The organism is Polaromonas sp. JS666, from assembly GCF_000013865.1.
In the GTDB taxonomy this organism is placed as follows: domain Bacteria; phylum Pseudomonadota; class Gammaproteobacteria; order Burkholderiales; family Burkholderiaceae_C; genus Polaromonas.
On sequence record NC_007948.1, the window covers coordinates 833,113 to 857,478 of the forward strand.

27 protein-coding genes and 1 tRNA gene are annotated in these 24,366 nt (G+C 61.7%); 23 read left to right on the plus strand and 5 right to left on the minus strand.

The window, feature by feature from the left end; translation table 11 throughout:
* The first annotated feature begins 79 nt into the window (after window positions 1-79).
* The 10 genes from hisH (at window position 80) to tatC (ending at window position 6,193) form a co-directional block, all read left to right on the plus strand.
* Window positions 80-751, plus strand: coding sequence for an imidazole glycerol phosphate synthase subunit HisH (gene hisH / locus BPRO_RS03960; RefSeq protein WP_011481766.1), 672 nt, complete (start codon window positions 80-82; stop codon window positions 749-751).
* 80 nt (window positions 752-831) lie between these two features.
* Entirely contained in the window at window positions 832-1,572 is a 741-nt protein-coding gene (gene hisA / locus BPRO_RS03965; protein ID WP_011481767.1) for a 1-(5-phosphoribosyl)-5-[(5-phosphoribosylamino)methylideneamino]imidazole-4-carboxamide isomerase, read from the plus strand.
* 163 nt (window positions 1,573-1,735) lie between these two features.
* Window positions 1,736-2,515, plus strand: coding sequence for an imidazole glycerol phosphate synthase subunit HisF (hisF, locus tag BPRO_RS03970; RefSeq protein WP_011481768.1), 780 nt, complete (start codon window positions 1,736-1,738; stop codon window positions 2,513-2,515).
* Window positions 2,516-2,669: 154 nt separating this feature from the next.
* Entirely contained in the window at window positions 2,670-3,059 is a 390-nt protein-coding gene (gene hisI, locus BPRO_RS03975) for a phosphoribosyl-AMP cyclohydrolase (RefSeq protein ID WP_011481769.1), read from the plus strand.
* Window positions 3,060-3,082: 23 nt separating this feature from the next.
* Window positions 3,083-3,466: a phosphoribosyl-ATP diphosphatase gene (locus BPRO_RS03980; protein ID WP_011481770.1), complete on the plus strand. Its 384-nt coding sequence runs from the start codon at window positions 3,083-3,085 to the stop codon at window positions 3,464-3,466.
* Between the two features lie 49 nt (window positions 3,467-3,515).
* The gene (locus BPRO_RS03985) at window positions 3,516-3,866 is read left to right on the plus strand and encodes a DUF4870 family protein (protein WP_041389208.1); all 351 of its coding nucleotides are present in this window, start codon (window positions 3,516-3,518) and stop codon (window positions 3,864-3,866) included.
* Between the two features lie 52 nt (window positions 3,867-3,918).
* Entirely contained in the window at window positions 3,919-4,278 is a 360-nt protein-coding gene (locus tag BPRO_RS03990; protein WP_011481772.1) for a histidine triad nucleotide-binding protein, read from the plus strand.
* Window positions 4,279-4,487: 209 nt separating this feature from the next.
* Complete coding sequence (tatA, locus tag BPRO_RS03995; RefSeq protein ID WP_011481773.1) at window positions 4,488-4,739, plus strand: Sec-independent protein translocase subunit TatA; 252 nt, start codon at window positions 4,488-4,490, stop codon at window positions 4,737-4,739.
* Window positions 4,740-4,846: 107 nt separating this feature from the next.
* Complete coding sequence (gene tatB, locus BPRO_RS04000) at window positions 4,847-5,329, plus strand: Sec-independent protein translocase protein TatB (protein ID WP_011481774.1); 483 nt, start codon at window positions 4,847-4,849, stop codon at window positions 5,327-5,329.
* Between the two features lie 63 nt (window positions 5,330-5,392).
* Window positions 5,393-6,193, plus strand: a complete 801-nt coding sequence (gene tatC, locus BPRO_RS04005; protein WP_011481775.1) for a twin-arginine translocase subunit TatC — start codon at window positions 5,393-5,395, stop codon at window positions 6,191-6,193.
* A gap of 42 nt (window positions 6,194-6,235) precedes the next feature.
* Here the strand turns inward: tatC and BPRO_RS04010 are convergent, their stop codons facing one another.
* On the minus strand, window positions 6,236-7,390 hold the full coding sequence (locus BPRO_RS04010; RefSeq protein WP_011481776.1) for a S1C family serine protease: 1,155 nt from the start codon (window positions 7,388-7,390) through the stop codon (window positions 6,236-6,238).
* A gap of 222 nt (window positions 7,391-7,612) precedes the next feature.
* On the opposite strand from BPRO_RS04010, the gene BPRO_RS04015 reads away from it, so the two are divergent.
* On the plus strand, window positions 7,613-8,374 hold the full coding sequence (locus BPRO_RS04015) for a Nif3-like dinuclear metal center hexameric protein (RefSeq protein WP_011481777.1): 762 nt from the start codon (window positions 7,613-7,615) through the stop codon (window positions 8,372-8,374).
* Between the two features lie 34 nt (window positions 8,375-8,408).
* Entirely contained in the window at window positions 8,409-9,455 is a 1,047-nt protein-coding gene (gene pdxA, locus BPRO_RS04020; protein ID WP_041388331.1) for a 4-hydroxythreonine-4-phosphate dehydrogenase PdxA, read from the plus strand.
* 165 nt (window positions 9,456-9,620) lie between these two features.
* Here pdxA and mscL read toward each other — a convergent pair whose 3' ends face one another.
* Window positions 9,621-10,049 carry a large conductance mechanosensitive channel protein MscL gene (gene mscL / locus BPRO_RS04025; protein ID WP_041388333.1) on the minus strand — a complete coding sequence of 143 codons (429 nt, stop codon included), beginning with the start codon at window positions 10,047-10,049 and terminating at the stop codon, window positions 9,621-9,623.
* Window positions 10,050-10,320: 271 nt separating this feature from the next.
* On the opposite strand from mscL, the gene petA reads away from it, so the two are divergent.
* The 6 genes from petA (at window position 10,321) to BPRO_RS04055 (ending at window position 14,771) form a co-directional block, all read left to right on the plus strand.
* Window positions 10,321-10,947 (plus strand): ubiquinol-cytochrome c reductase iron-sulfur subunit, encoded by a 627-nt coding sequence (petA, locus tag BPRO_RS04030; RefSeq protein ID WP_011481780.1) that lies wholly within the window; start codon window positions 10,321-10,323, stop codon window positions 10,945-10,947.
* A 125-nt stretch (window positions 10,948-11,072) separates the two neighbouring features.
* Complete coding sequence (locus tag BPRO_RS04035) at window positions 11,073-12,473, plus strand: cytochrome b (RefSeq protein ID WP_011481781.1); 1,401 nt, start codon at window positions 11,073-11,075, stop codon at window positions 12,471-12,473.
* A gap of 17 nt (window positions 12,474-12,490) precedes the next feature.
* The gene (locus tag BPRO_RS04040) at window positions 12,491-13,258 is read left to right on the plus strand and encodes a cytochrome c1 (RefSeq protein ID WP_011481782.1); all 768 of its coding nucleotides are present in this window, start codon (window positions 12,491-12,493) and stop codon (window positions 13,256-13,258) included.
* A 106-nt stretch (window positions 13,259-13,364) separates the two neighbouring features.
* A complete protein-coding gene (locus BPRO_RS04045) occupies window positions 13,365-13,976 on the plus strand; it encodes a glutathione S-transferase N-terminal domain-containing protein (RefSeq protein WP_007868077.1) in 612 nt (203 codons plus the stop codon).
* 150 nt (window positions 13,977-14,126) lie between these two features.
* The gene (locus BPRO_RS04050; protein WP_011481783.1) at window positions 14,127-14,684 is read left to right on the plus strand and encodes a ClpXP protease specificity-enhancing factor; all 558 of its coding nucleotides are present in this window, start codon (window positions 14,127-14,129) and stop codon (window positions 14,682-14,684) included.
* A gap of 11 nt (window positions 14,685-14,695) precedes the next feature.
* Window positions 14,696-14,771 (plus strand) — tRNA-Thr (locus BPRO_RS04055).
* 123 nt (window positions 14,772-14,894) lie between these two features.
* Here the strand turns inward: BPRO_RS04055 and BPRO_RS04060 are convergent.
* Window positions 14,895-15,212, minus strand: a complete 318-nt coding sequence (locus tag BPRO_RS04060) for a hypothetical protein (RefSeq protein ID WP_011481784.1) — start codon at window positions 15,210-15,212, stop codon at window positions 14,895-14,897.
* Between the two features lie 52 nt (window positions 15,213-15,264).
* Between BPRO_RS04060 and BPRO_RS04065 the strand changes: the two genes are divergently transcribed.
* From BPRO_RS04065 to BPRO_RS04085, 5 genes are all read left to right on the plus strand, one after another.
* Complete coding sequence (locus BPRO_RS04065) at window positions 15,265-16,248, plus strand: M23 family metallopeptidase (RefSeq protein ID WP_011481785.1); 984 nt, start codon at window positions 15,265-15,267, stop codon at window positions 16,246-16,248.
* A 136-nt stretch (window positions 16,249-16,384) separates the two neighbouring features.
* Window positions 16,385-19,150, plus strand: coding sequence for a preprotein translocase subunit SecA (gene secA, locus BPRO_RS04070; protein WP_011481786.1), 2,766 nt, complete (start codon window positions 16,385-16,387; stop codon window positions 19,148-19,150).
* Window positions 19,151-19,206: 56 nt separating this feature from the next.
* A complete protein-coding gene (argJ, locus tag BPRO_RS04075; protein WP_011481787.1) occupies window positions 19,207-20,448 on the plus strand; it encodes a bifunctional glutamate N-acetyltransferase/amino-acid acetyltransferase ArgJ in 1,242 nt (413 codons plus the stop codon).
* Window positions 20,449-20,469: 21 nt separating this feature from the next.
* Entirely contained in the window at window positions 20,470-21,345 is an 876-nt protein-coding gene (locus BPRO_RS04080) for an ATP-binding protein (protein ID WP_011481788.1), read from the plus strand.
* Between the two features lie 5 nt (window positions 21,346-21,350).
* Complete coding sequence (locus BPRO_RS04085) at window positions 21,351-21,851, plus strand: NUDIX domain-containing protein (RefSeq protein ID WP_011481789.1); 501 nt, start codon at window positions 21,351-21,353, stop codon at window positions 21,849-21,851.
* 57 nt (window positions 21,852-21,908) lie between these two features.
* On the opposite strand, the gene BPRO_RS04090 is transcribed toward BPRO_RS04085, so the two are convergent.
* Together BPRO_RS04090 and BPRO_RS04095 are read right to left on the minus strand one after the other, a co-directional pair.
* Window positions 21,909-22,565: a lytic transglycosylase domain-containing protein gene (locus BPRO_RS04090; RefSeq protein WP_011481790.1), complete on the minus strand. Its 657-nt coding sequence runs from the start codon at window positions 22,563-22,565 to the stop codon at window positions 21,909-21,911.
* Window positions 22,562-24,304 (minus strand): proline--tRNA ligase, encoded by a 1,743-nt coding sequence (locus BPRO_RS04095; protein WP_011481791.1) that lies wholly within the window; start codon window positions 24,302-24,304, stop codon window positions 22,562-22,564. Before BPRO_RS04095 ends, BPRO_RS04090 begins: the two co-directional genes overlap by 4 nt.
* Between the last annotated feature and the right edge of the window lie 62 nt (window positions 24,305-24,366).

Below are 24,366 nucleotides of genomic sequence, written 5' to 3' on the forward strand. Positions count from 1 at the left end.
GGACCGTTCCCCGTTTTGGGTTTTCTGCCCCGCTAGAATGGACGTCAATAGCTCCTGAGTCCGTAGCAAATATCGATGAATGTCTAATGTGAAAAGAGTGGCGGTCGTCGACTACGGCTCGGGCAACCTGCGTTCGGTGTCACAAGCTGTTCAGCATGTGTCTCAGGGCAGCGGCTATGAGGTGTTGGTCACCTCGCGCGCGCAGGACGTGCTGGACGCCGAGCGTGTGGTGCTGCCCGGCCAGGGGGCCATGCCTGACTGCATGCGGGCGCTGTCTGAATCCGGCCTGAAGGATGCGGTATTGCATGCCGCCGCGAACAAACCCCTGTTCGGCGTGTGTGTGGGCATGCAGATGCTGCTGGACCGCAGTCACGAGGGGGTCGCCGGCATCGCAACGCCCGGCCTGGGCCTGATTCCCGGCGAGGTCGTCAAGTTCGACCTGGCCGGGCAGATCCAGCCCGATGGCAGCCGCTACAAGGTGCCGCAAATGGGCTGGAACCAGGTGTGGCGGCCTGCCTCGATCCAGCACCCGATCTGGGCTGGCGTGCCGGACGGTGCCTATTTTTACTTCGTGCACAGCTTTTATGCCCGTCCGTCGGATGCGCGCCACATCGCCGGAGAGGCGGACTATGGCGGGCGCTTTACGGCGGCAATTGCACGCGATAATATTTTTGCCACCCAGTTCCACCCCGAGAAAAGCGCCGACCACGGACTGGCCCTGTACCGCAATTTCCTGCACTGGAAGCCCTGAAGGCCGCCGGGCAGCAGGGCGACTCATCATAATTTCCAGCTCTTTGTTAACCCCGCCACCTGTTTTCCTCTTACCGCAACATGCTACTTATTCCCGCGATTGACCTGAAAGATGGTCACTGCGTTCGCCTCAAACAGGGCGACATGGATCAATCCACCATCTTCAGCGAAGACCCGGCGGCCATGGCGCGCAGCTGGGTCGACAAGGGCGCACGCCGCCTGCATCTGGTGGACCTGAACGGCGCCTTTGCCGGCAAGCCGAAAAACGAGGCCGCCATCAAGAAAATCCTGGCCGAAGTCGGCAGCGAGATCGATGTGCAACTGGGCGGCGGTATTCGCGATCTCGACACCATAGAGCGTTATCTGGACGCCGGCCTGCGCTACGTGATCATCGGAACGGCCGCGGTCAAGAACCCCGGCTTCCTGCAGGATGCCTGCACTGCCTTTGGCGGCCACATCATCGTCGGCCTGGATGCCAAGGATGGCAAGGTTGCTACCGATGGCTGGAGCAAGCTCACCGGCCACGAAGTGATCGACCTGGGCAAGAAATTCCAGGACTACGGCGTCGAGTCCATCATCTATACCGACATCGGCCGCGACGGCATGCTCAGCGGCATCAACATTGAAGCAACTGTCAGGCTCGCGCAGGCGCTGACCATTCCGGTGATCGCCTCCGGCGGCCTGTCAAACATGGCCGACATTGAAGCGCTGTGCGACGTTGAAGAAGAAGGCGTTGAAGGCGTGATCTGCGGCCGCTCCATTTACAGCGGCGATCTGGATTTTGCCGCAGCGCAGGCAAGAGCTGATGAGCTGAACGGATGAGCGCAGCTGCAACGAGTGGCAGGTTGTGCAGAGGGGCTGTAGTGGACGCGCATGACGGTTTAGTATTCCAGCCAGGGCCGCGGAACCGGCTTCGCCGGGCCGCAGGCGCAGCGGCCCCCTCGGGGGGCAGGGCGCCACACGAAGTGGGCAACCGTGGGGGCTTATGTTAGCCAAACGAATCATCCCTTGCCTGGACGTCACCGGCGGCCGTGTGGTCAAGGGCGTCAACTTTGTCGAGTTGCGTGATGCCGGCGACCCGGTGGAAATTGCCGCGCGCTACAACGAGCAGGGTGCAGACGAGCTGACTTTTCTGGACATCACGGCCACCAGCGATGGGCGCGACCTGATTTTGCACATCATCGAGGCGGTGGCCTCACAGGTGTTCATTCCGCTCACCGTGGGCGGCGGTGTGCGCACGGTGGAAGACGTGCGGCGCCTGCTCAATGCCGGGGCTGACAAGACCAGCTTCAACTCGGCCGCGCTGGCCAATCCGCAGGTGATTGAAGACGCCTCGGCCAAATACGGCGCGCAGTGCATCGTGGTGGCGATTGACGCCAAGCGACGCAGCGAGGAAGACGCCAGAACGCGCGGCGCCGGCTGGGACGTCTACAGCCACGGCGGGCGCAAGAACACCGGGCTGGACGCCGTGGCCTGGGCCACCGAGATGGCGCGGCGCGGTGCCGGCGAGATCCTGCTGACCAGCATGGACCGCGACGGCACCAAGTCGGGGTTTGACCTGGCCCTGACCCGTGCGGTCAGCGACGCCGTCGATGTGCCGGTGATTGCCTCGGGCGGCGTTGGCAACCTGGACCATCTGGCCGATGGCATCCAGCTGGGTGGCGCTGACGCGGTGCTGGCGGCCAGCATTTTCCACTATGGTGAATACACGGTGCAGCAGGCCAAGCAGCACATGGCCAGGCGCGGCATCCCGGTCAGAATGTGACGCAGCCCCGCAGGCTTCGCGCACTGCGTGTCGCTACACCTTCCCCCTGCCGGGGCGACATCTGCGGTCCGGCCAAGCCGGCCCCGCGATGTCCTGGCCTGGAGGGTTTTGTGTTGCAATCGCCTGAAGTATTCAAATCCCCGACAATAGACCCATGAACTGGTTAGACGAAGTCAGCTGGGATGAAAAAGGCCTGATCCCGGTCATCGCGCAGGAAGCTTCCAGCGGCGATGTGCTCATGTTCGCCTGGATGAACCGCGAGGCACTGCAAAAGACCGCCGAGCTGGGGCAGGCGGTTTACTACAGCCGCTCGCGCGGGCGCCTGTGGCACAAAGGTGAAGAATCGGGCCACCTCCAGACCGTGCACGAAATTCGGCTCGACTGCGACAACGACGTGGTTTTGCTCAAGGTGACGCAACTCGGCCACGAGCCCGGCATTGCCTGCCACACCGGCCGCCACAGCTGCTTTTTTCACCTCTACAAAGACGGCCAGTGGGTCGTGACCGAGCCGGTCTTGAAAGATCCCGGCAGCATCTACAAATAGCCTCAGCCTTACCGGTAACGCGCATGTCCTCCAACGACTCCCTCCAGCGCCTGGCGCAGATCATTGAAAGCCGCAAGCCGGCCAACGGCGGCGACCCTGGCACCAGCTATGTGGCGCGCCTGTTGCACCGGGGCCCGGACGCCTTCCTGAAAAAAATTGGCGAAGAAGCCACCGAGACCGTGATGGCCGCCAAGGATTTGGACCATGGCGGCCCGACCCCGGAGTTGCGGGCCAAGCTGGTCGGCGAGGTGGCTGACCTGTGGTTTCACAGCCTGATCGCGCTGGCCCATTACGGCCTGCAGCCTGCCGACGTCATCGCTGAACTGGAGCGCCGCGAGGGCACCAGCGGCATCGAGGAAAAAGCGCTGCGCAAGGTGCAAAATCGGGATGCGGCTGAAAAGTCCTGAATTTTTCCCGGCATTTCCCGCCGCCTTTCCTGCTGACTGGAGCCCCACTTTGGAAACCGATCTGGCCGAATTTGAAATCAAGAGCAGCGGTGACCGCCTCTTCATGCATGTGCTGTATGGCCTGCACACACTGGCCTGGTTCAGCGGCGGCGTGTTTGCGGTCATCGCGCTCATTGCCAACTACATCCGGCGGGCCGACGAGACGGATGCGCTCTATATCGACCACCACAACTACATGATCCGCACATTCTGGTGGACGCTGCTGTGGCTGGTCCTGCTGTCGCCCTTGTGGCTGCTGTTGTTTTTGCCCGGCGCGATCGCTTATGGCATTGTCTGGCTCTGGTACCTGTACCGCTGCATCAAGGGCTGGATGCGCTTTAACAGCCAGCGGCCGTCCTGATTCCGGCCGCAGTGCCTTTCCAAAAAACCTTTCCTGACCCATCAACGACCGCATGAGCCACTCTGACAACTGCATTTTCTGCAAAATTGCCGCAGGCGCCATTCCCAGCCGCAAGGTGTATGAAGACGACGAACTGTTCGCCTTTCATGACATCCACCCCTGGGCGCCGGTGCATTTCCTCATCATCCCCAAGGCGCATATCCCGTCCATGGCGCAGGTGGGGCCTGAGCATGAAGGGGTGCTGGGACGCATGATGGTGCTGGCGCCGCGGCTGGCACTGGAGCTGGGCTGCAACCCCTATCCTGCGGGCGGTTTCCGCATCCTGACCAACACGGGCGCCGAAGGGGGCCAGGAAGTCCATCACCTGCATTTCCATGTGATCGGCGGGCCCCGGCCCTGGCTCAAGGGGTAGCCAGGGTAAGTGAGAAAATGCAGGCGGGCCGGCCAACTTGGGGCACGCCGTTTGGAACCTCGCCGGCGACGCGGTCTCTAACCCGCAGGTCAATGTGTGTAATAGGTGTCCGGGCAGGTGGGGCCTTTAGAATCACTACAGTTGTCTGCAAATCGGCCTGCAAGCCGGTAAACGCAGCAAACCCCGCAATTACAGATTAGGAGCGAACTATGGGTTCATTTTCCATTTGGCACTGGTTGATCGTGCTGTTGATCGTGGTCATGGTGTTTGGCACCAAGAAACTCAAAAACATGGGCAGCGACCTTGGTAGCGCCGTCAAGGGCTTCAAGGATGGCATGAAAGACGGCGGGCAGTCCGCAGCCGCCACGGACGACAAGCCTGCGGCCCCTGCTGGGCAGGTTACCAACGCCCAGGCGTCTGACAAAACCACGATTGACGTGGAAGCCCGGCAAAAGTCCTGAAGAATGTTGATCCCCTACGCTTGCGCTTCCCATGCCGCGCTGCCCCCGGGGCGGCGCTACCTCTTGGGCGGCCGGGCGGCAAGTCTGGCCTTGTCGTTTGACGCCGCATGATTGATCTTGGCGTCTCCAAAATTGCGTTGATCGGTGCGGTGGCGCTGATTGTGATCGGCCCGGAAAAGCTGCCGCGCGTGGCGCGCACGGTGGGCACGCTGCTGGGCAAGGCGCAGCGCTATGTGGCCGATGTCAAGCAGGAGGTCAACCGGTCCATGGAGCTCGACGAGCTCAAGAAAATGAAAGACACGGTGGAGGGCGCGGCACGCGACGTCGAGACCTCGATCCAGACCAGTGCCAGTGATTTTGAAAAGTCATGGTCTGACGCCACGGGGAGCGATGCATCAACCGCAACTGACGAGTTGCCCGGCATGGTGGTCTTTCCCGAATACAAGCATCCGAAAAAGAACTGGCGGCTTAAAACCGGCGCTACCCCGCAGTGGTACAAGGCTCGCTCCGGCGTGCGGACCAAGGCGCAGTCTGGCGCCGCCCGCGTGGCACGTTTTCGCCCGCAGTCGGGGCGCTCCTCCTCTTTTTGATCGTTCCGGTCTTCCTTTCTTTCCGCGCACTCCGGCGCCCTCCATCCAGCGCAAACTCCCTTCATGAGCGACCCCAACACCGACAAACCCGACGAACTCGCAGGGACCGAACAGCCTTTTGTGCAGCACCTCATGGAGTTGCGCGACCGGATGATCAAGGCGGTGATTGCGATCGGCATCGCCGCCGCCGTCCTGGCGCTGTTTCCAGGACCCAGCGCGCTCTATGACTTGTTGGCTGCGCCGCTGGTGGCCACGCTGCCCAAGGGGGCGACGCTGATTGCCACCAATGTCATCTCGCCGTTTGTGGTGCCGATCAAGATACTGTTCATGGCCGCGTTCATGATTGCGTTGCCGGTGGTGCTCTACCAAGTGTGGGCGTTCGTCGCACCAGGCCTGTACTCGCACGAGAAAAAGCTGATCATGCCGCTGGTCATCTCAAGCACCCTGCTGTTTTTCATTGGCGTGGCGTTTTGCTACTACTTTGTCTTTGGCCAGGTGTTTCGCTTCATCCAGAGTTTTGCACCCAAGTCCATCACCGCCGCACCTGACATTGAGGAATACCTCAATTTCGTGCTGGGCATGTTCCTGGCCTTTGGCCTGGCTTTCGAGGTGCCCATCGCCGTGATCCTGCTGGTGCGCATGGGCGTGCTCACCGTGGCTCAGTTGCGCGAGTATCGCGGCTATTTCTGGGTGATTGCCGCCATTGGCACGGCCCTGGTCACGCCGCCTGATGCGGGCTCGATGATCATGCTGCTGATGGTGGTGGGCGGCTTGTATGAAGTGGGTATTCTGGCCGCGCAGGTGTTTGTCAAGCACACCAAGGCCCCCGATACCGACAGCGAAACGGAAGCGGCCAAGCCCTGAGGTTGCGCGCCGGCCCCCGCCAACCCCGGCGCATTGATCCCCTCAGCGCTGCACCCTGGGCCGCTGGCGCTTGCCGGGTGTGACCGCAATGTCGGTCTGGCGATCCCGGCGCCATACGGTCAGGGGGGCCGGCGTGCCGGGCTTCAGCGCGGCTACGGCGGTCAGCAGTTGGCTCACATTGCTCACGGACTTGCCGTTGACCGCGGTGATCACGTCGCCGGGCTGGATGCCCGCCTGCGCGGCCGGGCCGTTTTGCAGCACGCCGATGATGATCACGCCGCCATCCTTCAGCGCCGCGGGCTTGATATTGAAGGTCTCAGCCAGTTCGGCATTGAGCTCCTGCGGTTCCACGCCAATCCAGCCGCGCGTGACCTGCCCGTCTTTCACGATCCCCTCAAGCACCTGCTTGGCCGTGGACACCGGGATGGCAAAGCCGATGCCCATGGAGCCGCCCGAGCGCGAGTAAATGGCGGTGTTGATGCCCATCAGGTGGCCGTTCACGTCGACCAGCGCCCCGCCTGAATTGCCGGGGTTGATGGCCGCATCGGTCTGGATGAAGTTCTCGAAGGTGTTGATGCCGAGCTGGTTGCGCCCGAGTGCGCTCACGATGCCACCCGTCACGGTCTGGCCCACGCCGAAAGGGTTGCCTATGGCCAGCACCGGGTCGCCTATTTGCAGTGCGTCGGAGTTGCCCAGGACAATGACGGGCAGCTTGTCCAGGTTGATCTTGAGAATGGCCAGGTCGGTGTCGGGGTCGGTGCCTATCACCTGGGCCTTGGCCTTGCGCGTATCGTTGAGGATGACCTCGATCTCGTCAGCGCCTTCGACCACATGGTTGTTGGTCAGGATATAGCCGGTGGCGCTGATGATGACCCCGCTGCCCAGGCCGCCCTGGGGTTCGCTGCGGCCCTGGTCGCCGAAGAAAAACTTGAACCACGGATCGTCGGCATGCGGGTTATTGACGGCGGCCTTGCTGGTGTTGATGCTGACCACCGCCGCCGAGGCGATTTTCGCGGCCGAACTGAAGGTGCCGGCCGGTCTTGGACCGAGTTGCACGCTGCTGGCCGGTGCTTCGATCACGGAAACCCCGCCGATCGACGAGGTCCCCAGCCACTGCGGCTGGAGCGTTGCCACGACAAAATAGGCGGCCACCAGAACAGTGACGGTCTGGGAAAACAGGAGCCAGGTGCGCTTCATGGGTACAAAGGGGGTTGGGGGTAGTGAGCGGAGTGTGTCAAGGCCAAATTATTTGCAGACCGGGGCAAGTGGGCGCTGCATCAACCATATTGTCCCTCAAGCCGGAATTTCCAGGGCTTATTCGGCGGCCGTTTTTGGCGTCACCGGGCGGGGGGGCCTACGCGTGGTCTGGCATGACCCGGACGAAATGCCTGTCCGTCCACTAGCTGAGACAATCAGGCCATGAGCACCACCCGACAGGATTTGCTGCAGGCCTTCGATACGCTGCTGCAGCCCGCGCGTTTCAAGGACTACGGCCCCAACGGCCTGCAGGTCGAGGGGCGGGCGCAGATTGGCAAAATCGTCTCGGGCGTCACGGCCAGCCGCGCGCTGATCGAGGCCGCCATTGCGGAGCAGGCCGATGCCCTGTTTGTGCACCATGGCCTGTTCTGGCGGGGCCAGGATGGCCGGGTCACGGGCTGGATGAAGCAGCGCCTGGCCTTGCTGCTGGCCCACGACATCAACCTGTTCGCCTACCACCTGCCGCTGGATGCGCACCCCGAGCTGGGCAACAATGCGCAGCTCGGTGCCCGGCTCGGCTTGCAGGCGACGGCCCGGTTCGGCGAGCAGGACCTGGGCTTTATGGGTGGGCGGGCCGATGGCGGCAGCTTTGCCAGCGCGTATGCCCTGGCCGAGCACGTCAAAAAGGTGGTGAATCGGCCCGTCGTTATTGAAGGTCGGCCGCACGATGCCATAAAAAACATAGCATGGTGCAGCGGCGGTGCACAGGGCTACTTTGAAGCCGCGATTGCGGCGGGCGCCGACGCCTTCATCACGGGCGAGATTTCCGAGCCGCAGGCCCACTACGCGCGGGAGATGGGTGTGGCCTTCATCGCCTGTGGCCACCATGCCTCCGAGCGCTACGGTGCGCCGGCTGTGGCTGCTCAGGTGGCAGCGCAACTGGGCCTGGCCCACCAGTTCATTGATATCGATAACCCGGCCTGATTATTTGCCCGAGTCCTCCCCCTCAACAACCCTCATGCATAACAAGCCCCTGCTCATCACGATGGGCGATGCCGCCGGCATCGGCCCGGAAATCATCGCCAGGGCGTTTGGCGAATCGCCCATCGAGATGGCTGGTTGCGTGGTGGTCGGCGATGTGGCCACACTGCGCCGTGCCGCGGCACTGGTGGCTTCACCCCTGGCCTTGCCGGTGGCTGAGTTCGCGGAACTGGCCGACGCGGCCTCCGTGCCGCCGCATTGCATTGGTGTGCTGCAAAAATGTGAGCTGGATACGCCCGTACCTTTTGGACAGGTGAGTGCTCTGGCTGGAAAAGCTGCGGCCGATTGCATTGTCTGGGCGGCCCGCGCGGTGCTGGCGGGTGAGGCGGCCGGCATGGTGACGGCGCCCATTCACAAGGAGGCGCTGGCCGCGGCCGGCGGCTGGGCAGCGAATTTCCCGGGCCACACCGAACTGCTGCAGGCCGAGGCCGCGGCCTTCCTGGGCAAGCCGGTGCGCGAGGTGCCGGTGCGCATGATGCTGGCCAACAACGAGCTGAAAACCGTGCTGGTGAGCATTCACCTGTCGCTCAGGCGCGCCATCGAGGCTGTGACCTATGACAACGTGCTGCAAACCCTGCGTATTGCGCACCGGGCGATAGGCGCCAGCCTGGGGCGGGCTCCCCGCATCGCCGTGGCGGGGCTGAATCCGCATGCCGGCGAAGGAGGCCTGTTCGGCGACGAGGAGCAGGCCATCATTGCGCCAGCCATCGCGGCCGCCCGTGCGGAGGGTCTGGAGGTGAGCGGTCCCTTCGCCCCGGATACCGTCTTCATGCGGGCCCGCCACACGCCGGCCAAGCCCGGCGAGTTTGATGTGGTGGTCGCCATGTACCACGACCAGGGATTGATTCCGGTGAAGTACCTCGGGGTGGAGCAGGGCGTGAATGTGACGCTGGGGCTGCCACTGGTGCGCACCAGCCCGGATCACGGCACGGCTTTTGACATCGCCGGGCGCGGCGTGGCCGATGCGTCCAGCCTGCTGGCAGCCATCCGCATGGCAAAAAAACTGGCCCCTTCAAGGGGGTAAAAATCCTGCAGGCCAACAGGTATGGGCGAAATAAGCTATTAAATCAATAGCAATCGCCATGTCTTCGCAAGCGGGGGGCGCCGGTCTGGCTTTGCCAGCCGGCAGGCGCCGTCCCCTGTAGGGGAGAGGCCCGCTACACGAAGTGAGCGAGCCACAGGGGGGTGCTTATTTCTTCAGGCTGTCGCGAATTTCGCGCAGCAGCATGACGTCTTCGGGTGGTGTTGCGGGCGCCGCAGGCTGGGTCTCCTGGCGGCGTTTGAGCCGGTTGATCTGCTTGATCATCAGGAAAATGATGAAGGCCAGGATGGCAAAGTTGACGGCGACGGTGATGAAGTTGCCATAGGCAAGCACCGGTACGCCGGCCTTTTTCAGGGCGTCCAGCGTCATGGCGGTGCCCGGCGGCACGCTGCCCATCACCACAAACAGGTTGGAAAAATCCAGCTTGCCTACCACGGCACCCACGACCGGCATGATCAGGTCACCCACCACGGATTCGACAATCTTGCTGAACGCCGCGCCTATGATCACGCCCACTGCCAGATCGATCACATTGCCCTTGACCGCAAATTCCCTGAATTCCTGCATCATTCCCATGTGCAACTCCTGTTGTTGGTGAATCATTGCTGACCGCCCCTCGTGAGTGTCGAAAAGTCATTATGAAGGCTGGATCGGATGCTCGACGCGGTATCTTGCGATTGGCCTGAAAGAGCGCTCGCCCTGCCTGGCAACCTGCGCCGAAACACGCCCGGCACTGGCGGCAGCCAGCCGAGTCAGGCGGCCCGCCTTGAAAAACGCGTTCGCGCTCCGCTACAATTACGGGTTGACCCCACTATGCCTTTTTCAAGCCAGTTCTTGAAGGACTCTCATGACCCAAGCAAGCGTGAACGCAGTGCCGCACGGCGCTCCTGTAGATAAAGATAAAAGAAACTGGCTCGTGGCCACGGCCGTTGCAGGCACCGCTGGCGCTGCCGCTGTCGCCGTTCCCTTTGTGAGCAGTTTTCAACCGTCCGAGCGTGCCAAGGCCGCCGGTGCGGCTGTCGAAGTTGATATTTCCGGCATCAAGCCCGGCGAGAAAATCACGGTCGAGTGGCGCGGCAAACCGGTGTGGATTGTCAAGCGCACGCCCGAGCAGCTCGCCTCCCTGCCCAAAGTCGATGCACTGCTGGCCGACCCCAAGTCCGAGCGCAAGCCGGATGAGTTGACCCCCAAATACGCTCGCAACGAAACCCGTTCCATCAAGCCCGAAACGCTGGTAGTGGTGGGCATCTGCTCGCACCTGGGCTGCTCGCCGTCCGACAAGTTCCTGCCGGGCGCCCAGCCCTCGCTGCCTGACGACTGGGCGGGCGGCTTCCTCTGCCCCTGCCATGGCTCCACCTTCGACATCGCCGGCCGCGTCTACAAAAACAAGCCCGCTCCCGATAACCTGGAAGTGCCTCCGCACATGTACCTGTCAGATACCCGGCTGCTGATTGGTGAAGACAAAAAGGCCTGAAGGCTGATCAATCCTTCCAAAGACCCTGCCGAAAGCGCTTGAAAATTGCTGGCCATTCTGCCAAATGGAATGCCCGGGCCTGATTCAGGCGATCGACAAAGAACCCCACCGAACCAGGATCAGTGATGGCTGAATTCAAAGAAATTTCCCCCGATGCCCCCCTCGCTGCCAAGGCGATGGCCTGGGTTGACAACCGTTTTCCCGCCAGCAAGCTCTACAAAGAGCACATGAGCGAGTATTACGCGCCGAAGAACTTCAACTTCTGGTACATCTTTGGCTCGCTGGCCATGCTGGTGCTGGTGATCCAGATCGTCACCGGTATTTTCCTGACCATGCACTACAAGCCGGATGCGGCACTGGCGTTTGGCTCGGTCGAATACATCATGCGGGACGTGCCTTGGGGCTGGTTGATCCGCTACATGCACTCCACCGGTGCCTCGGCGTTCTTTGTCGTGGTCTACCTGCACATGTTCCGCGGCCTGATCTACGGCAGCTACCGCAAGCCGCGCGAGCTGATCTGGATTTTCGGCTGCGCAATTTTCCTCTGCTTGATGGCCGAAGCGTTCATGGGCTACCTGTTGCCGTGGGGCCAGATGAGTTACTGGGGCGCCCAGGTGATCGTCAACCTGTTTGCCGCCATTCCCTTCATTGGTCCCGATCTGGCGCTGCTGATTCGCGGCGACTATGTGGTGGGCGATGCCACGCTGAACCGTTTCTTTGCCTTCCACGTGATTGCCGTGCCGCTGGTCCTGCTGGGCCTGGTCGCCGCGCACATCATCGCGCTGCATGAAGTGGGCTCCAACAACCCCGACGGCGTGGAGATCAAGGCCACCAAGGGAGCGGATGGTCATCCGCTGGACGGCATTCCCTTCCATCCCTACTACACCGTGCACGACATTTTTGGTGTTTGCCTGTTCCTGATGGTGTTCACCGCCATCGTTTTCCTGGCACCGGAATTCGGCGGCTATTTCCTCGAATACAACAAGTTCATCCCGGCTGATCCGCTCAAGACGCCCGCGCACATCGCACCTGTCTGGTATTTCACTCCGTACTACTCCATGCTGCGTGCGATTACCAGCGAGATGATGTATGCGCTCATCGCCTGCGTGGTCGGCGCTGCGGCCCTGAGCGTGGTCAAGTTCAAGATGCCTGTGTTGCTCAAGGCGGTCATCGTGGGCGCGGCCCTGGTGGTGTCGGTGCTGATGCTGTCGATCGATGCCAAGTTCTGGGGCGTGATGGTCATGGGTGGCGCTGTTGTCATCCTGTTCTTCCTGCCGTGGCTGGACCACAGCGAAGTCAAGTCCATCCGCTACCGCCCAAGCTGGAACAAGATCCTCTATGGCGTGTTCGTGGTCAACTTCCTGGTGCTCGGTTACCTGGGCGTGCAGCCACCGTCACCGGTCGGCGAGCGCGTGTCGCAGATCGGCACCCTGTTCTACTTCGGCTTCTTCCTGCTGATGCCCTGGTGGAGCCGGCTGGGTACCTTCAAGCCCGTGCCCAACCGCGTGACTTTTGCTGCCCACTGAGCTGGAAAGTTGTAACAATGAAAAAACTGATTTCTAACGCGATTTTTGCCCTGATCACGGCGGTGGGCCTGATGGCCGGCGCACAGGCTTCGGAAGGTGGCATGGCCTGGGACAAGGCGCCCGGCAAGGTCAACGACATGGCCACCCTGCAGAGCGGCGCCAGGCTGTTTGTCAATTACTGCCTGAGTTGCCATTCGGCCGCCTACATGCGTTACAACCGCCTCACGGACATCGGTCTGAGCGAGCAGCAGATCAAGGACAACCTGCTGTTCACCACTGAAAAAGTCGGTGAAACCATGAAGGCCGCGATCGACCCGAAACAGGCCAAGGACTGGTTCGGCGGCAACCCGCCAGACTTGAGCGTGATTGCGCGCTCGCGCTCCGGGGCAAATGGCACCGGTGCCGACTATCTCTACACCTACCTGCGCACCTACTACCGCGACGAGACCAAGGCTACGGGCTGGAACAACCTGGCTTTCCCCAGTGTGAGCATGCCGCATGTGCTGTGGGAGCTGCAGGGCGAGCGCAAGCCGGTCTACCTGGAGAAGGAAGAGCACGGCCACAAGGTATCCATCTTCAAGGGCTGGCAGCAGGTCACGCCCGGCACCATGACGCCGTTGCAATATGACCAGGCCATGGGCGACCTGGTGGGCTTCCTGCAATGGATGAGCGAACCGGTCCAGAACACGCGCGTTCGTGTGGGCGTGTGGGTGCTGATTTTCCTTCTTGGCATGACCTTTATCGCCTGGTGCCTGAATGCGGCGTTCTGGAAAGATATCAAGTAATTTCTCGCCGGGCCATGCGCTTTGCTGCGTGCCGGCATCTTCGGAGTGGAAGGTTCTAAGTTTTGATTCTTAGCCTCCACTCTTTTGTTTTCAGGAGTTCCGAATCATGATGGTCCTTTATTCAGGCACGACCTGCCCCTTCTCGCACCGCTGCCGTTTTGTGTTGTTTGAAAAAGGCATGGACTTCGAAATCCGCGACGTCGACCTCTACAACAAACCGGAAGACATCAATGTGATGAACCCTTACGGCCAGGTTCCGATTCTGGTCGAGCGGGACCTGATCCTGTACGAGTCGAACATCATCAACGAGTACATCGACGAGCGCTTCCCGCATCCGCAGCTGATGCCCGGCGACCCGGTCGACCGCGCGCGTGTTCGCCTGTTCCTGCTGAACTTTGAGAAAGAGCTGTTTGTGCATGTCAGCACGCTGGAATCGCGCGCCTCCAAGGGCAACGAGAAGGCGCTGGAAAAAGCCCGTTCGCACATCCGCGACCGCCTGACGCAGCTGGCTCCGATCTTCCTGAAGAACAAGTTCATGCTCGGCGACAACTTCTCCATGCTGGACGTGGCGATTGCGCCGCTGCTCTGGCGCCTGGACTACTACGATATCGACCTGTCAAAAAATGCAGCGCCGCTGCTCAAGTATGCCGAACGCATTTTTTCGCGCCCGGCCTATATTGAAGCGCTGACGCCCTCCGAGAAGGTCATGAGAAAATAATGGCCCCCACGCTTGCCACTTCGTGTGCTGCGCTGCCCCCTGGGGGGGCGCTGCGCCTGCGGCCCGGCAAAGCCGGTTCCGCGGCCCTTGCTAGTGAGGACGGCGCCGTTTTGAATACCGCGCGGGTCCAGATCTAAGTTGGCTGATCTGATGAACGCACCGGATTCTTCGTCGACCCGCCCGTACCTGATACGGGCCCTGTACGAATGGTGTACCGACAACGGCCTCACGCCCTATGTGGCGGTGGCGGTGGACGAAACCGTGCAGGTACCGCGCGAGTACGTCAAGAACAATGAGATCGTGCTCAACATCAGCTTTGATGCGACCAGCTCGCTCAAACTGGGCAATGACTTTATCGAATTCAAGGCGCGTTTTGCCGGCAGCGCCCGCGAGATCATCGTTCCTATCACCCATGTGATTGCCATCTATGCCCGTGAAAATGGGCAGGGCATGGCGTTTCCCATGGTGGCATCTCCACCGGCATCGTCGGCAGGTCCTGCGGGTGGTGTGGAGGCTGCTGCAGCTGTGACTGACATGTCTGCTCCGGCCGATGCATCAGGGTTGGCAGGCGCGGGTGAGGGGGTGGACAGCAAGATCATGCAACTGGTCCCCGACAGTGTGCCCGAGGCTGGCGATCCCGGCCCTGATTCCCCCGAGCCCCCGAAGTCACCGCCGCGCACGCGTCCGTCACTCAAGCGCGTCAAGTAAAATAGTTTTGTGCCGCTTTAGCTCAGTTGGTAGAGCAACCGCCTTGTAAGCGGTAGGTCGTCAGTTCGATTCCGACAAGCGGCACCATTTCTCAGCGCATCTTTGCCATCCCATACTTCATGGGTGTTTGGCGCTACGGATTGAGTAGCGACTGGCAAACCAATCATCGGGCCAGCGGCGCGGAGCCTCCGCTGTGGACGTACGCAGCTACTACTTTTTGGCTATTAGTATCTTCAGCCGAATTGAGGTAACCTTCCAACCTTTGCCCAGCAGGCGAGCCTGGATGAGCGGGAGTAGCTGACGGATTTTCGCGGCGGCTGCGTTGCCGCTCACCAGCAGGCACCAACTTTCTCCCTCAATCGGTCCGGCCTTGACGGCAGGACGCAGGGCCTCCGGAATCAGCGATTCGATCTCCTTGAGTCTGTCGTTGGACTCACGGACGAGTTCGGTCAACCGCGCCAGGGACGGAGAATTCCCGGCGGCCTGGTGGATGGTGAGGGTCGGGGGAAGGCGCCGGATGGAGTTCACGTAGGGCGGGCTCTGGCCCGGTCAGTGCAAGCATTGAAAGAGGTAGACACAAGTGCATTTGATTATCACGGATGCGTGGCTGGCCAACAGCCGGGCCATCTATTTAAGTGGCACAAAGCTGATTCTGGCGGGCTTGGTTGCCGCATTGGCCCTCATGCTGGTTGCCGCCGGTCTGTACCACTGGGTGTTTCTCAAGGGGGCCCGTGAAGGCTGGCCCGTGATTGGATCGCTGGTGAAGCTGGTGGTCAAGGACGAGTTCGATCAGCGCGATCGCTTTTTGCGCGAGAACCTCGACGTGATGGCCAGGCGGCTGGGTGAAATGCAGGCCAAGGTGATGCAGCTCGAGGCACTGGGTGAGCGGGTCTCGGGGCTGGCCGGCGTGAACCCTGGCGAGATCAGGACCGTTCCTGGCAGCGGCGGCGCGCTGGTGTCCGGGCATTCGCTCACGATGGAAGAGCTCCAGGCCACGCTGGCCGACCTCGACAAGCTGACCGACCAGAGGGTGGACCTGATGACCGTGATGGAGTCGCGCCTCTTTGACCAGAAGATCAAGAAAATGATGGTGCCGACGCAGGAGCCGGTGGCCGGCGGTCAACTCGGCTCGTCCTTTGGCTGGCGCATTGATCCCTTCAATGGACGGTCTGCGCTGCATACCGGCCTGGACTTTCCGTCAGATCCGGGTACGGCGATTCTGGCGGCTGCTGGTGGTGTGGTCGTGACGCAGGAATATCACCCGGCCTACGGCAACATGGTGGAAGTGGACCATGGCAATGAGCTGGTCACGCGCTATGCGCATGCATCGCGGGTGCTGGTCAAAAAGGGCGATCTGGTCAAGCGCGGGCAGAAGATCGCGGAAGTGGGCGCCACGGGGCGCTCCACCGGGCCGCACCTGCATTTCGAGGTTTTGGTCCAGGGTGTTTTTCAGGATCCGCAGAAATTCCTGACTGCCGGGCAGAAATTACCCAGGCTTGCAGTGGCCGCAGCAGCCGTGCGGCCGCAGCCTGCGACGGTCCTGCGACAAGCCCCCGCGAACTAGCTGCTCCGGCAGCGCTAAAATCAGCGGTTTGTGCACAGTTGAACTAACTGGTAGCGCCCACACCTAAGTTCCGTATTCACTAAGGGATTTTGGCCGCCTTGCCCGCTCACGGGAGTGTCAAGGCGGCCTCGCATTTATGGCTTCCAACATCCTGACCCAAATTTTCGGCAGCCGCAACGACAGGCTGCTCAAAACCTATCGCAAAATCGTCGACCGCATCAATGCACTGGAAACCCAGTACGAGCAGTTGGGCGACGACGAATTGCGTGCCAAAACCCAGGAGTTCAAAAATCGCGTGGCCGCCGGCGAGGCGCTGGATGCCATTCTTCCGGAAGCCTTCGCCGTGGTGCGCGAAGGCAGCAAGCGCGTCATGAAGATGCGCCACTTCGATGTGCAGATGCTGGGCGGCATCTCACTGCACAACGGCAAGATTTCGGAAATGCGCACGGGTGAAGGCAAGACCCTCACTGCGACACTGCCGGTCTACCTCAATGCATTGACCGGCAAAGGCGTGCATGTGGTGACGGTCAACGATTACCTGGCCAGCCGGGACGCCCGCTGGATGGGCAAGCTCTACAACTTTCTCGGGCTGACGGTCGGCATCAATCTGCCCAACATGTCGCGCGAGGAAAAGCAGGCCGCCTACAACGCCGACATCACCTACGGTACCAACAACGAGTACGGCTTTGACTACCTGCGCGACAACATGGTGTATGAGGTCGGAGACCGCGTGCAGCGCGGCCTGAACTACGCCATCGTCGACGAGGTGGACTCTATCCTGATTGACGAGGCGCGCACGCCGCTCATCATCAGCGGCCAGGCCGAAGATCACACCGAGATGTACCTCGCGATGAACAAGGTCGTACCCTTGCTTACGCGCCAGGAGGGCGAAGCCGACCCGCGCACCGGCGAGGGCGTGACCAAGCCCGGCGACTTCACCATCGACGAGAAAACACGCCAGGTGTTTTTGACCGAGCAGGGCCACGAGAGCGCCGAGCGCATCCTGTTCAACCTGGGTTTGATTGCGGAGAGCGCCACGCTCTACGATCCGGCCAACATTTCGTTGATGCACCATTTGTACGCCGCCCTGCGCGCCAATTTGCTGTACCACCGTGACCAGCACTATGTGGTGCAGGACGGTGAGGTTGTGATCGTTGACGAGTTCACCGGCCGCCTGATGTCGGGCCGCCGCTGGAGCGATGGCCTGCACCAGGCCGTTGAAGCCAAGGAAGGTGTGCAGATCCAGGCAGAAAACCAGACACTGGCGTCCATCACCTTCCAGAACTATTTCCGCCTCTACGGCAAGCTGGCCGGCATGACCGGTACCGCCGACACCGAGGCCTACGAGTTCCAGGAAATCTACGGACTGGAGACGACGGTCATTCCTCCCAACCGGGTCAGCCGGCGCGATGACCAGCTTGATCGGGTGTACAAAACCACCCGCGAGAAATACGAAGCCGCCATCAAGGATATTCGCGAATGCTATGAGCGCGGCCAGCCGGTGCTGGTGGGGACGACTTCCATCGAGAACTCCGAAATCATTGACCAGCTGCTGGAAAAGGAAAAGCTGCCGCACCAAGTGCTCAACGCCAAGCAGCACGCCCGTGAAGCCGACATCGTGGCGCAGGCAGGGCGCCTGAAGGTGATCACCATTGCCACCAACATGGCCGGTCGCGGTACCGACATCGTGCTGGGCGGCAATCTTGAAAAACTGATTGAAGCGGTTGAAGCCGACGAGTCGATGGACACCGCCGCGAAGGAGGCTGAAATTGCCCGACTGCGCGCCCGGTGGTCAGAAGAGCATGAGCAGGTCAAGGCGCTGGGCGGCTTGCGCATCATCGCGACCGAACGCCACGAGTCGCGCCGCATCGACAACCAGCTGCGTGGCCGCTCGGGCCGGCAGGGCGACCCGGGCTCCTCGCGGTTTTACCTGAGCCTGGATGACCCGCTGATGCGTATTTTCGCGGGCGATCGCGTGAAGGCCATCATGGAGCGGCTCAAGATGCCCGATGGCGAGGCCATCGAAGCCGGTATCGTGACGCGCAGCATCGAGTCAGCGCAACGCAAGGTCGAGGCGCGCAACTTCGACATCCGCAAGCAACTGCTTGAATATGACGATGTGGCCAATGACCAGCGCAAGGTGATCTACCAGCAGCGCAACGACATCATGGACGCGGGCAGCCTGCAAGCGCAGATCGAGTCCCTGCGCGAAGGTTGCTTCACGGATTTGACGCGGCAGTACGTGCCGGCTGAAAGTGTTGAAGAGCAGTGGGACATTGCTGGCCTTGAAAAGGTGCTGCTGGAGGAGTGGCAGATCAGCCTGCCGCTGGCCGGCGAGCTGGAGAGCGCAACCGCCATCACCGACGAAGATATTCTGGAGAAGGTCATTGCTGCGGCCAATGTCGCGTTTGCCGACAAGGTCGAGAAAATCGGCCAGGAAAACTTCACGCAGTTCGAGCGCCTTGTGCTGCTGCAAAGCATAGACACCCATTGGCGTGAACACCTGAGCGCGCTGGACTACCTGCGCCAGGGCATTCACTTGCGCGGCTATGCGCAAAAGCAGCCCAAGCAGGAATACAAGCGCGAAGCGTTTGAGCTGTTTGGCCAGCTGCTTGACAGCGTCAAGAACGAAGTCACCAAGGTGCTGATGACGGTCAAAATCCAGTCGGGCGAGCAGCTCGAGCAGGCCGCCGAGGAAATGGAAAACCGGGCAGAAAGCATCTCCAACGTCACCTATACGGCGCCCACCGAAACCGGTGAAGCGGAAACCCGGGTGGACGAAGACACGCTGCGGCGTGTGTCACTGGCCTCCGGCATCGCCGTGCCGCGTGTGGGGCGCAATGATCCCTGCCCCTGCGGTTCTGGCAAAAAATACAAGCTGTGCCACGGCCGGCTGAACTGAAGCCGTCTGTGTTGAGTCCCTCTGTGTCGAACGACTAGTCTTCTGGAGTCAAGAACATGCCCGTCAATCTACTGGCGACCCCTGCGGCGGACCTGTACCCTGTGCCCGGCGTGCGCTGGGGCATCACCGAAGCAGGCATACGCAAGGCCAACCGCAAGGATCTGGCTGTGCTGCTGCTGGATGAGGGGTCCTCGGTAGGCGCCGTCTTCACGCAAAACAGGTTTTGTGCGGCGCCCGTGCAGATCTGCCGCGAGCACCTTGCCAAGAACGCGGGGCAAAGCCTGGGCATCCGCGCCATGCTGATCAACACCGGCAATGCCAACGCCGGTACCGGCGAGGACGGCCTGAACCGTGCGCTGGCCAGCTGCATTGCACTGGCCCGCGAACTCAATCTGGCGCCCGAACAGATCCTGCCGTTTTCAACCGGCGTGATCATGGAACCGCTGCCGCACGACCGCATTGCCGCTGGCCTGCCCGCCGCGCTGGCGGACGCCAGGTCCGACAACTGGGCGAATGCGGCCGAGGCCATCATGACCACCGATACGGTGGCCAAGGCATTCTCCACCAGGCTCGTGATCGGCGGCGCAGAAGTCACCATCACTGGCATCAGCAAGGGCGCCGGCATGATCCGGCCCAACATGGCGACCATGCTGGGCTTCATGGCCACCAATGCCTGCGTGTCGCAAACCTTGATGGCCCAACTGGCACGCGAACTCGCCGAGGGTTCGTTCAACCGCGTCACGGTGGATGGCGACACGTCGACCAACGACTCCTTTGTGGTCGTGGCCACCAATCAGGCCAGCCACCCGCCCATCACGTCGCTGGACAGCGCAGACGGCCAGGCTCTGCGTGCCGCCATGCTGGACATCGCCAGAAAACTGGCGCAGGCCATTGTCCGCGACGGCGAGGGGGCGACCAAATTCATCACGGTGCAGATCGAGGGCGGAAAAACCGGCGAGGAATGCCGCAAGGTGGCCTACGCCATCGCCCACTCGCCGCTGGTCAAGACGGCATTTTTTGCCAGCGACCCCAACCTCGGCCGCATTCTGGCGGCCGTGGGCTATGCCGGCATTGACGACCTCGACCAGACCCGGATCGACCTGTACCTGGACGATGTGCTGGTGGCCAAAAATGGCGGTCGGCACGTGGACTACGTCGAGGCAGACGGCCAGCGGGTGATGAAGCAAAGCGAGATCACGGTGCGCGTGGGACTGGGCCGTGGCGAGGCCCAGGATACCGTCTGGACCTGCGACCTCTCCTACGACTACGTCAAGATCAACGCTGATTACCGCAGCTAAAGCAACCGGGGCTATAGAAGCATGAACGAGCAGTTTGAACGCCTGATGGCGCGGGTAGAGTCCCTGGTCACGCGCATTGAATCGGTTTTGCCGCAACCGCTGCAGGCGCCCGACTGGCAGGCGTCAGTCGCCTACCGCTACCGCAAGCGCAGCTCGGGCCACGGCTCGCTCGAGCCTGTCAGGCACCTGGGCGCGATGCGCCTGGCCGACCTGAAGGAAATCGAGGACCAGAAGGAAAAAATCCGCCGCAACACCGAGCAGTTCGTCAACGGCAAGCCTGCCAACAATGTGCTGTTGACGGGCGCACGAGGCACCGGCAAGTCGTCGCTGATCAAGGCCTGCCTGAACGAATATTCGGCCCGCGGATTGCGGCTGATTGAAGTCGACAAGGCCGACCTGATGGACTTGCCGGACATTGTGGACGTGGTGTCCGAATTGCCCGAGAAGTTCATCGTGTTTTGTGACGACCTCAGCTTTGAGGAGGGCGAGCCCGGTTACAAGGCGCTCAAGTCCATCCTCGACGGATCGGTCGCAGCGGCCACGCCGAATGTGCTGATTTATGCGACCAGCAACCGGCGCCATCTGCTGCCCGAGTACATGACGGAAAACCTCACCTACACGCACAGCGAGGATGGCGAGGTTCACCCCGGCGAGGTGGTGGAAGAAAAGATTTCGCTCTCCGAGCGCTTCGGCCTGTGGGTCAGTTTTTACCCGTTTACCCAGGACGAATACCTCACGATCGTGGCCCAGTGGTTGTCGTCGTTCGGCGTGGATGCGCAGGCCATCGAGGCAGCCCGGCCGGCATCGCTGGTATGGGCGCTGGAGCGCGGCTCGCGCAGCGGCCGTGTGGCTTACCAGTTTGCGCGTGACTACGCTGGCCAGCATCCCGGCGCTTGAGCAGCATGACCGCGCAGATTCTCGTGGCCGATGCCGGCCGGCCCCGTGAGGGCGGTGCGGATCGCCAGGTGATCGATGTGGCCGTAGGGGTTCTGGTGCAGCCCGGCGGCGACTTTCTGCTGACCTCGCGCCCGCCCGGCAAGGTCTACGAAGGCTATTGGGAGTTTCCCGGCGGCAAGCTGGAGCAGGGCGAGAGTGTCGAGCAGGCGCTGCGCCGCGAACTGCAGGAAGAGATCGGTATCACCATCGGCGCCGTGCATCCGTGGAAGGTTGAAATGGTGGACTACCCCCATGCGCTGGTCAGGCTCAACTTCTGCAAGGTGTTTGAGTGGACGGGTGAACTGCACATGCACGAGGGGCAGTCGTTCGCCTGGCAGTCATTGCCGGTCACCGTGCAGCCGGTGTTGCCCGGCACGGTTCCGGTGCTAGCTTGGTTTGCCGAAGAGCGGGGCTTTTCGGGCGCGACGCGCTGGTCGCCGGCCCAACCCGGTTTGCTCTCTAATTGATAGCTGTAAACCGGGAGCTCATTCGGGTTCTGGCTTGTTTTATGCGCGAAAGCGGTTTCAGCCGCTGAATTCCCACTGTTTGCTCGCACCCATCACCGCGTTCGGGTAGGGCGCCTTGCCGCGCGAGCCGTTGTAGCGGCCCAGGCCCAAGAACAGATCGCCGCGTTCCCGGTCCAGGTAATGGCGAAGGATGACGCAGCCGAAGCGCAAATTGGTCTGCATGTGAAAGAGCTTGGACGGATCGCCGTCTCCAATCACGCGTGTCCAGAAGGGCATGACCTGCATGTAACCGCGCGCGCCCACGTTACTCACGGCGAACTTGCGGAAATTGCTTTCGACCTGGATCAGGCCGAGGACCAGCGTGACGTCCAGCCCGGCGCGTTTGCTCTCATACCAGGCGGTTTGCAGGAACTCCTTGCGGATTTGCCACTCGGGGTTTTTCTTTCTCAGGCGATCGCTCATGGCGCCCAGCCAGCGCAGATACGCCAGCCGGCTTTCGGTGTCCTTGAACTCCGGCACCGGGGGGGCCTGGTTGGCGACGGCCGAGCTCAGTGCCGATCGGACCGAGTCCATCAATGGCTCTTCAATCTGGGCGCCGGCGCTCGCCTGCTCTGAAAATAAGAACGGAATGCACGCGGCAGACAGGGACTGCAGGCACCTTCTTCTTGAAAATTGCCTGAGGGCCGTTGCAGACGCGATGCCGGGCGCTGTCACAGGGCCAGTTTCCCCTTGAGAAAGTCCAGCGCAGTGGCTGCATCGACCTTGCTGGAGGCGGCGTCACGCCGGTGCTGGTATTCAAGCTGGCCTTCTTTCAGGCCACGGTCGCCAATGGTGACGCGGTGCGGCACGCCGATCAGCTCCCAGTCGGCAAACATCGCGCCGGGGCGCTCGCCGCGGTCATCGAGGATCACGTCCACGCCGGCGGCGAGGAGTTCGCCATAGAGCTTGTCGGCGGCGGCCTTTACGTCGGCGAAGCGGTCCGGGCTGATGGGGCAAATTACCACCGTGAACGGGGCAATGGCGTCGGGCCAGATGATGCCGCGCTCGTCGTGGTTTTGCTCGATGGCGGCAGCGGGCAGGCGTGTGATGCCGATGCCGTAGCAGCCCATTTCCAGGAACTGCGGCTTGCCGTTTTCGTCCAGGAAGGTGGCATTCATGGCCTGGCTGTATTTGGTGCCGAGGTAGAACACATGGCCCACCTCAATGCCGCGCTCAATGGCCAGCACGCCCTTGCCGTCGGGCGAGGGGTTGCCCGCGACCACGTTGCGCAGGTCGGCCACCAGCTCGGGTTCAGCAAGATCGCGTCCCCAGTTCACGCCGGTGATGTGGAAATCAATCTCGTTGGCGCCGCACACCCAGTCGCTCAGTGCAGCCACCTCACGGTCAACCACCAACTTCACCGGTTTTTGAAGGTTCAGGGGCCCCAGGTAGCCGGGCTTGCAGCCAAAGTGCTCCTCGATTTCTGGCAGGGTGGCAAAGCGGAACCCTGCGAGGCCGGGTACCTTGCCGACCTTGACTTCATTCATGTCATGGTCGCCGCGCAACAATAGCAGCCAGATCTGTGTCTTGATGATCTTGCCGGCTTCGTCGGTCTGGTCGGTGGCCAGCACCAGGGATTTGACGGTCGTTTCCAGCGGAATGCCCAGCAACTGGGCTACGTCGGCGCAGGTCGCCTTGTCCGGTGTGGCCGTCTTGACCATGGCCTGCGATGCAGCCTTGCGGTCGCACTGCGGCGGCAGCGCTTCGGCTTTTTCCATATTGGCCGCATAGTCGCTGCCGGGGCAGTAGACGATGGCGTCTTCGCCGGTGGCGGCGATCACCTGGAATTCTTCGCTCAGGTCGCCGCCAATCGCGCCGCTGTCGGCGGCCACGGCGCGGTAGGTGAGGCCAAAGCGGTCAAAAATCCGCCGGTAGGCCTGCGCCATGATCTGGTAGCTGGCCTTGGCGCTGGCCTGGTCGCGGTCAAAGCTGTAGGCGTCTTTCATGGTGAATTCGCGCCCGCGCATCAGGCCAAAACGCGGCCGGCGCTCGTCGCGGAATTTGGTCTGGATCTGGTACAGGTTCTTCGGCAGCTGTTTGTAGCTCTTGATGTCCTGGCGCATCACATCGGTGATGACTTCCTCGCTGGTCGGCTGTACCACGAAATCCCGGCCATGGCGGTCCTTGATGCGCAGCAGTTCGGGTCCCATTTTTTCAAACCGGCCGGTCTCCTGCCAGAATTCGGCCGGCTGGATCACCGGCATGGTCATTTCCACGGCGCCGGCGCGGTTCATTTCCTCACGAACGATGGCCTCGACCTTGCGGATGACACGCAAACCCATGGGCATGTAGCTGTATATGCCGGCACCGAGCTTTTTGATCATACCGGCGCGCATCATGAGCTGGTGGCTGACGATCTCCGCATCCGCAGGGGCTTCCTTGAGGGTGGAAATGAAGAACTGGGAGGCTTTCATGGGCTATTTTTCTGGAATTCTGCGTTGGAAGGGGGCTGGAGCCCGGCCGTGCGCTTGGCGCT

What these genes read in the sequence shown, in the direction of transcription:
- BPRO_RS04080 (WP_011481788.1), top strand. Translation starts at nt 20,470, where the DNA reads ATGAACGAGCAGTTTGAACGCCTGATGGCGCGGGTAGAGTCCCTGGTC.
- BPRO_RS04095 (WP_011481791.1), bottom strand. Translation starts at nt 24,304, where the DNA reads ATGAAAGCCTCCCAGTTCTTCATTTCCACCCTCAAGGAAGCCCCTGCG.
- pdxA (WP_041388331.1), top strand. Translation starts at nt 8,409, where the DNA reads ATGCATAACAAGCCCCTGCTCATCACGATGGGCGATGCCGCCGGCATC.
- hisH (WP_011481766.1), top strand. Translation starts at nt 80, where the DNA reads ATGTCTAATGTGAAAAGAGTGGCGGTCGTCGACTACGGCTCGGGCAAC.
- BPRO_RS04045 (WP_007868077.1), top strand. Translation starts at nt 13,365, where the DNA reads ATGATGGTCCTTTATTCAGGCACGACCTGCCCCTTCTCGCACCGCTGC.
- BPRO_RS04040 (WP_011481782.1), top strand. Translation starts at nt 12,491, where the DNA reads ATGAAAAAACTGATTTCTAACGCGATTTTTGCCCTGATCACGGCGGTG.
- secA (WP_011481786.1), top strand. Translation starts at nt 16,385, where the DNA reads ATGGCTTCCAACATCCTGACCCAAATTTTCGGCAGCCGCAACGACAGG.
- BPRO_RS04050 (WP_011481783.1), top strand. Translation starts at nt 14,127, where the DNA reads ATGAACGCACCGGATTCTTCGTCGACCCGCCCGTACCTGATACGGGCC.
- BPRO_RS04085 (WP_011481789.1), top strand. Translation starts at nt 21,351, where the DNA reads ATGACCGCGCAGATTCTCGTGGCCGATGCCGGCCGGCCCCGTGAGGGC.
- petA (WP_011481780.1), top strand. Translation starts at nt 10,321, where the DNA reads ATGACCCAAGCAAGCGTGAACGCAGTGCCGCACGGCGCTCCTGTAGAT.
- tatB (WP_011481774.1), top strand. Translation starts at nt 4,847, where the DNA reads ATGATTGATCTTGGCGTCTCCAAAATTGCGTTGATCGGTGCGGTGGCG.
- hisA (WP_011481767.1), top strand. Translation starts at nt 832, where the DNA reads ATGCTACTTATTCCCGCGATTGACCTGAAAGATGGTCACTGCGTTCGC.
- BPRO_RS03980 (WP_011481770.1), top strand. Translation starts at nt 3,083, where the DNA reads ATGTCCTCCAACGACTCCCTCCAGCGCCTGGCGCAGATCATTGAAAGC.
- hisF (WP_011481768.1), top strand. Translation starts at nt 1,736, where the DNA reads ATGTTAGCCAAACGAATCATCCCTTGCCTGGACGTCACCGGCGGCCGT.
- BPRO_RS04035 (WP_011481781.1), top strand. Translation starts at nt 11,073, where the DNA reads ATGGCTGAATTCAAAGAAATTTCCCCCGATGCCCCCCTCGCTGCCAAG.
- BPRO_RS03990 (WP_011481772.1), top strand. Translation starts at nt 3,919, where the DNA reads ATGAGCCACTCTGACAACTGCATTTTCTGCAAAATTGCCGCAGGCGCC.
- argJ (WP_011481787.1), top strand. Translation starts at nt 19,207, where the DNA reads ATGCCCGTCAATCTACTGGCGACCCCTGCGGCGGACCTGTACCCTGTG.
- tatA (WP_011481773.1), top strand. Translation starts at nt 4,488, where the DNA reads ATGGGTTCATTTTCCATTTGGCACTGGTTGATCGTGCTGTTGATCGTG.
- BPRO_RS04015 (WP_011481777.1), top strand. Translation starts at nt 7,613, where the DNA reads ATGAGCACCACCCGACAGGATTTGCTGCAGGCCTTCGATACGCTGCTG.
- hisI (WP_011481769.1), top strand. Translation starts at nt 2,670, where the DNA reads ATGAACTGGTTAGACGAAGTCAGCTGGGATGAAAAAGGCCTGATCCCG.
- tatC (WP_011481775.1), top strand. Translation starts at nt 5,393, where the DNA reads ATGAGCGACCCCAACACCGACAAACCCGACGAACTCGCAGGGACCGAA.
- mscL (WP_041388333.1), bottom strand. Translation starts at nt 10,049, where the DNA reads ATGGGAATGATGCAGGAATTCAGGGAATTTGCGGTCAAGGGCAATGTG.
- BPRO_RS04010 (WP_011481776.1), bottom strand. Translation starts at nt 7,390, where the DNA reads ATGAAGCGCACCTGGCTCCTGTTTTCCCAGACCGTCACTGTTCTGGTG.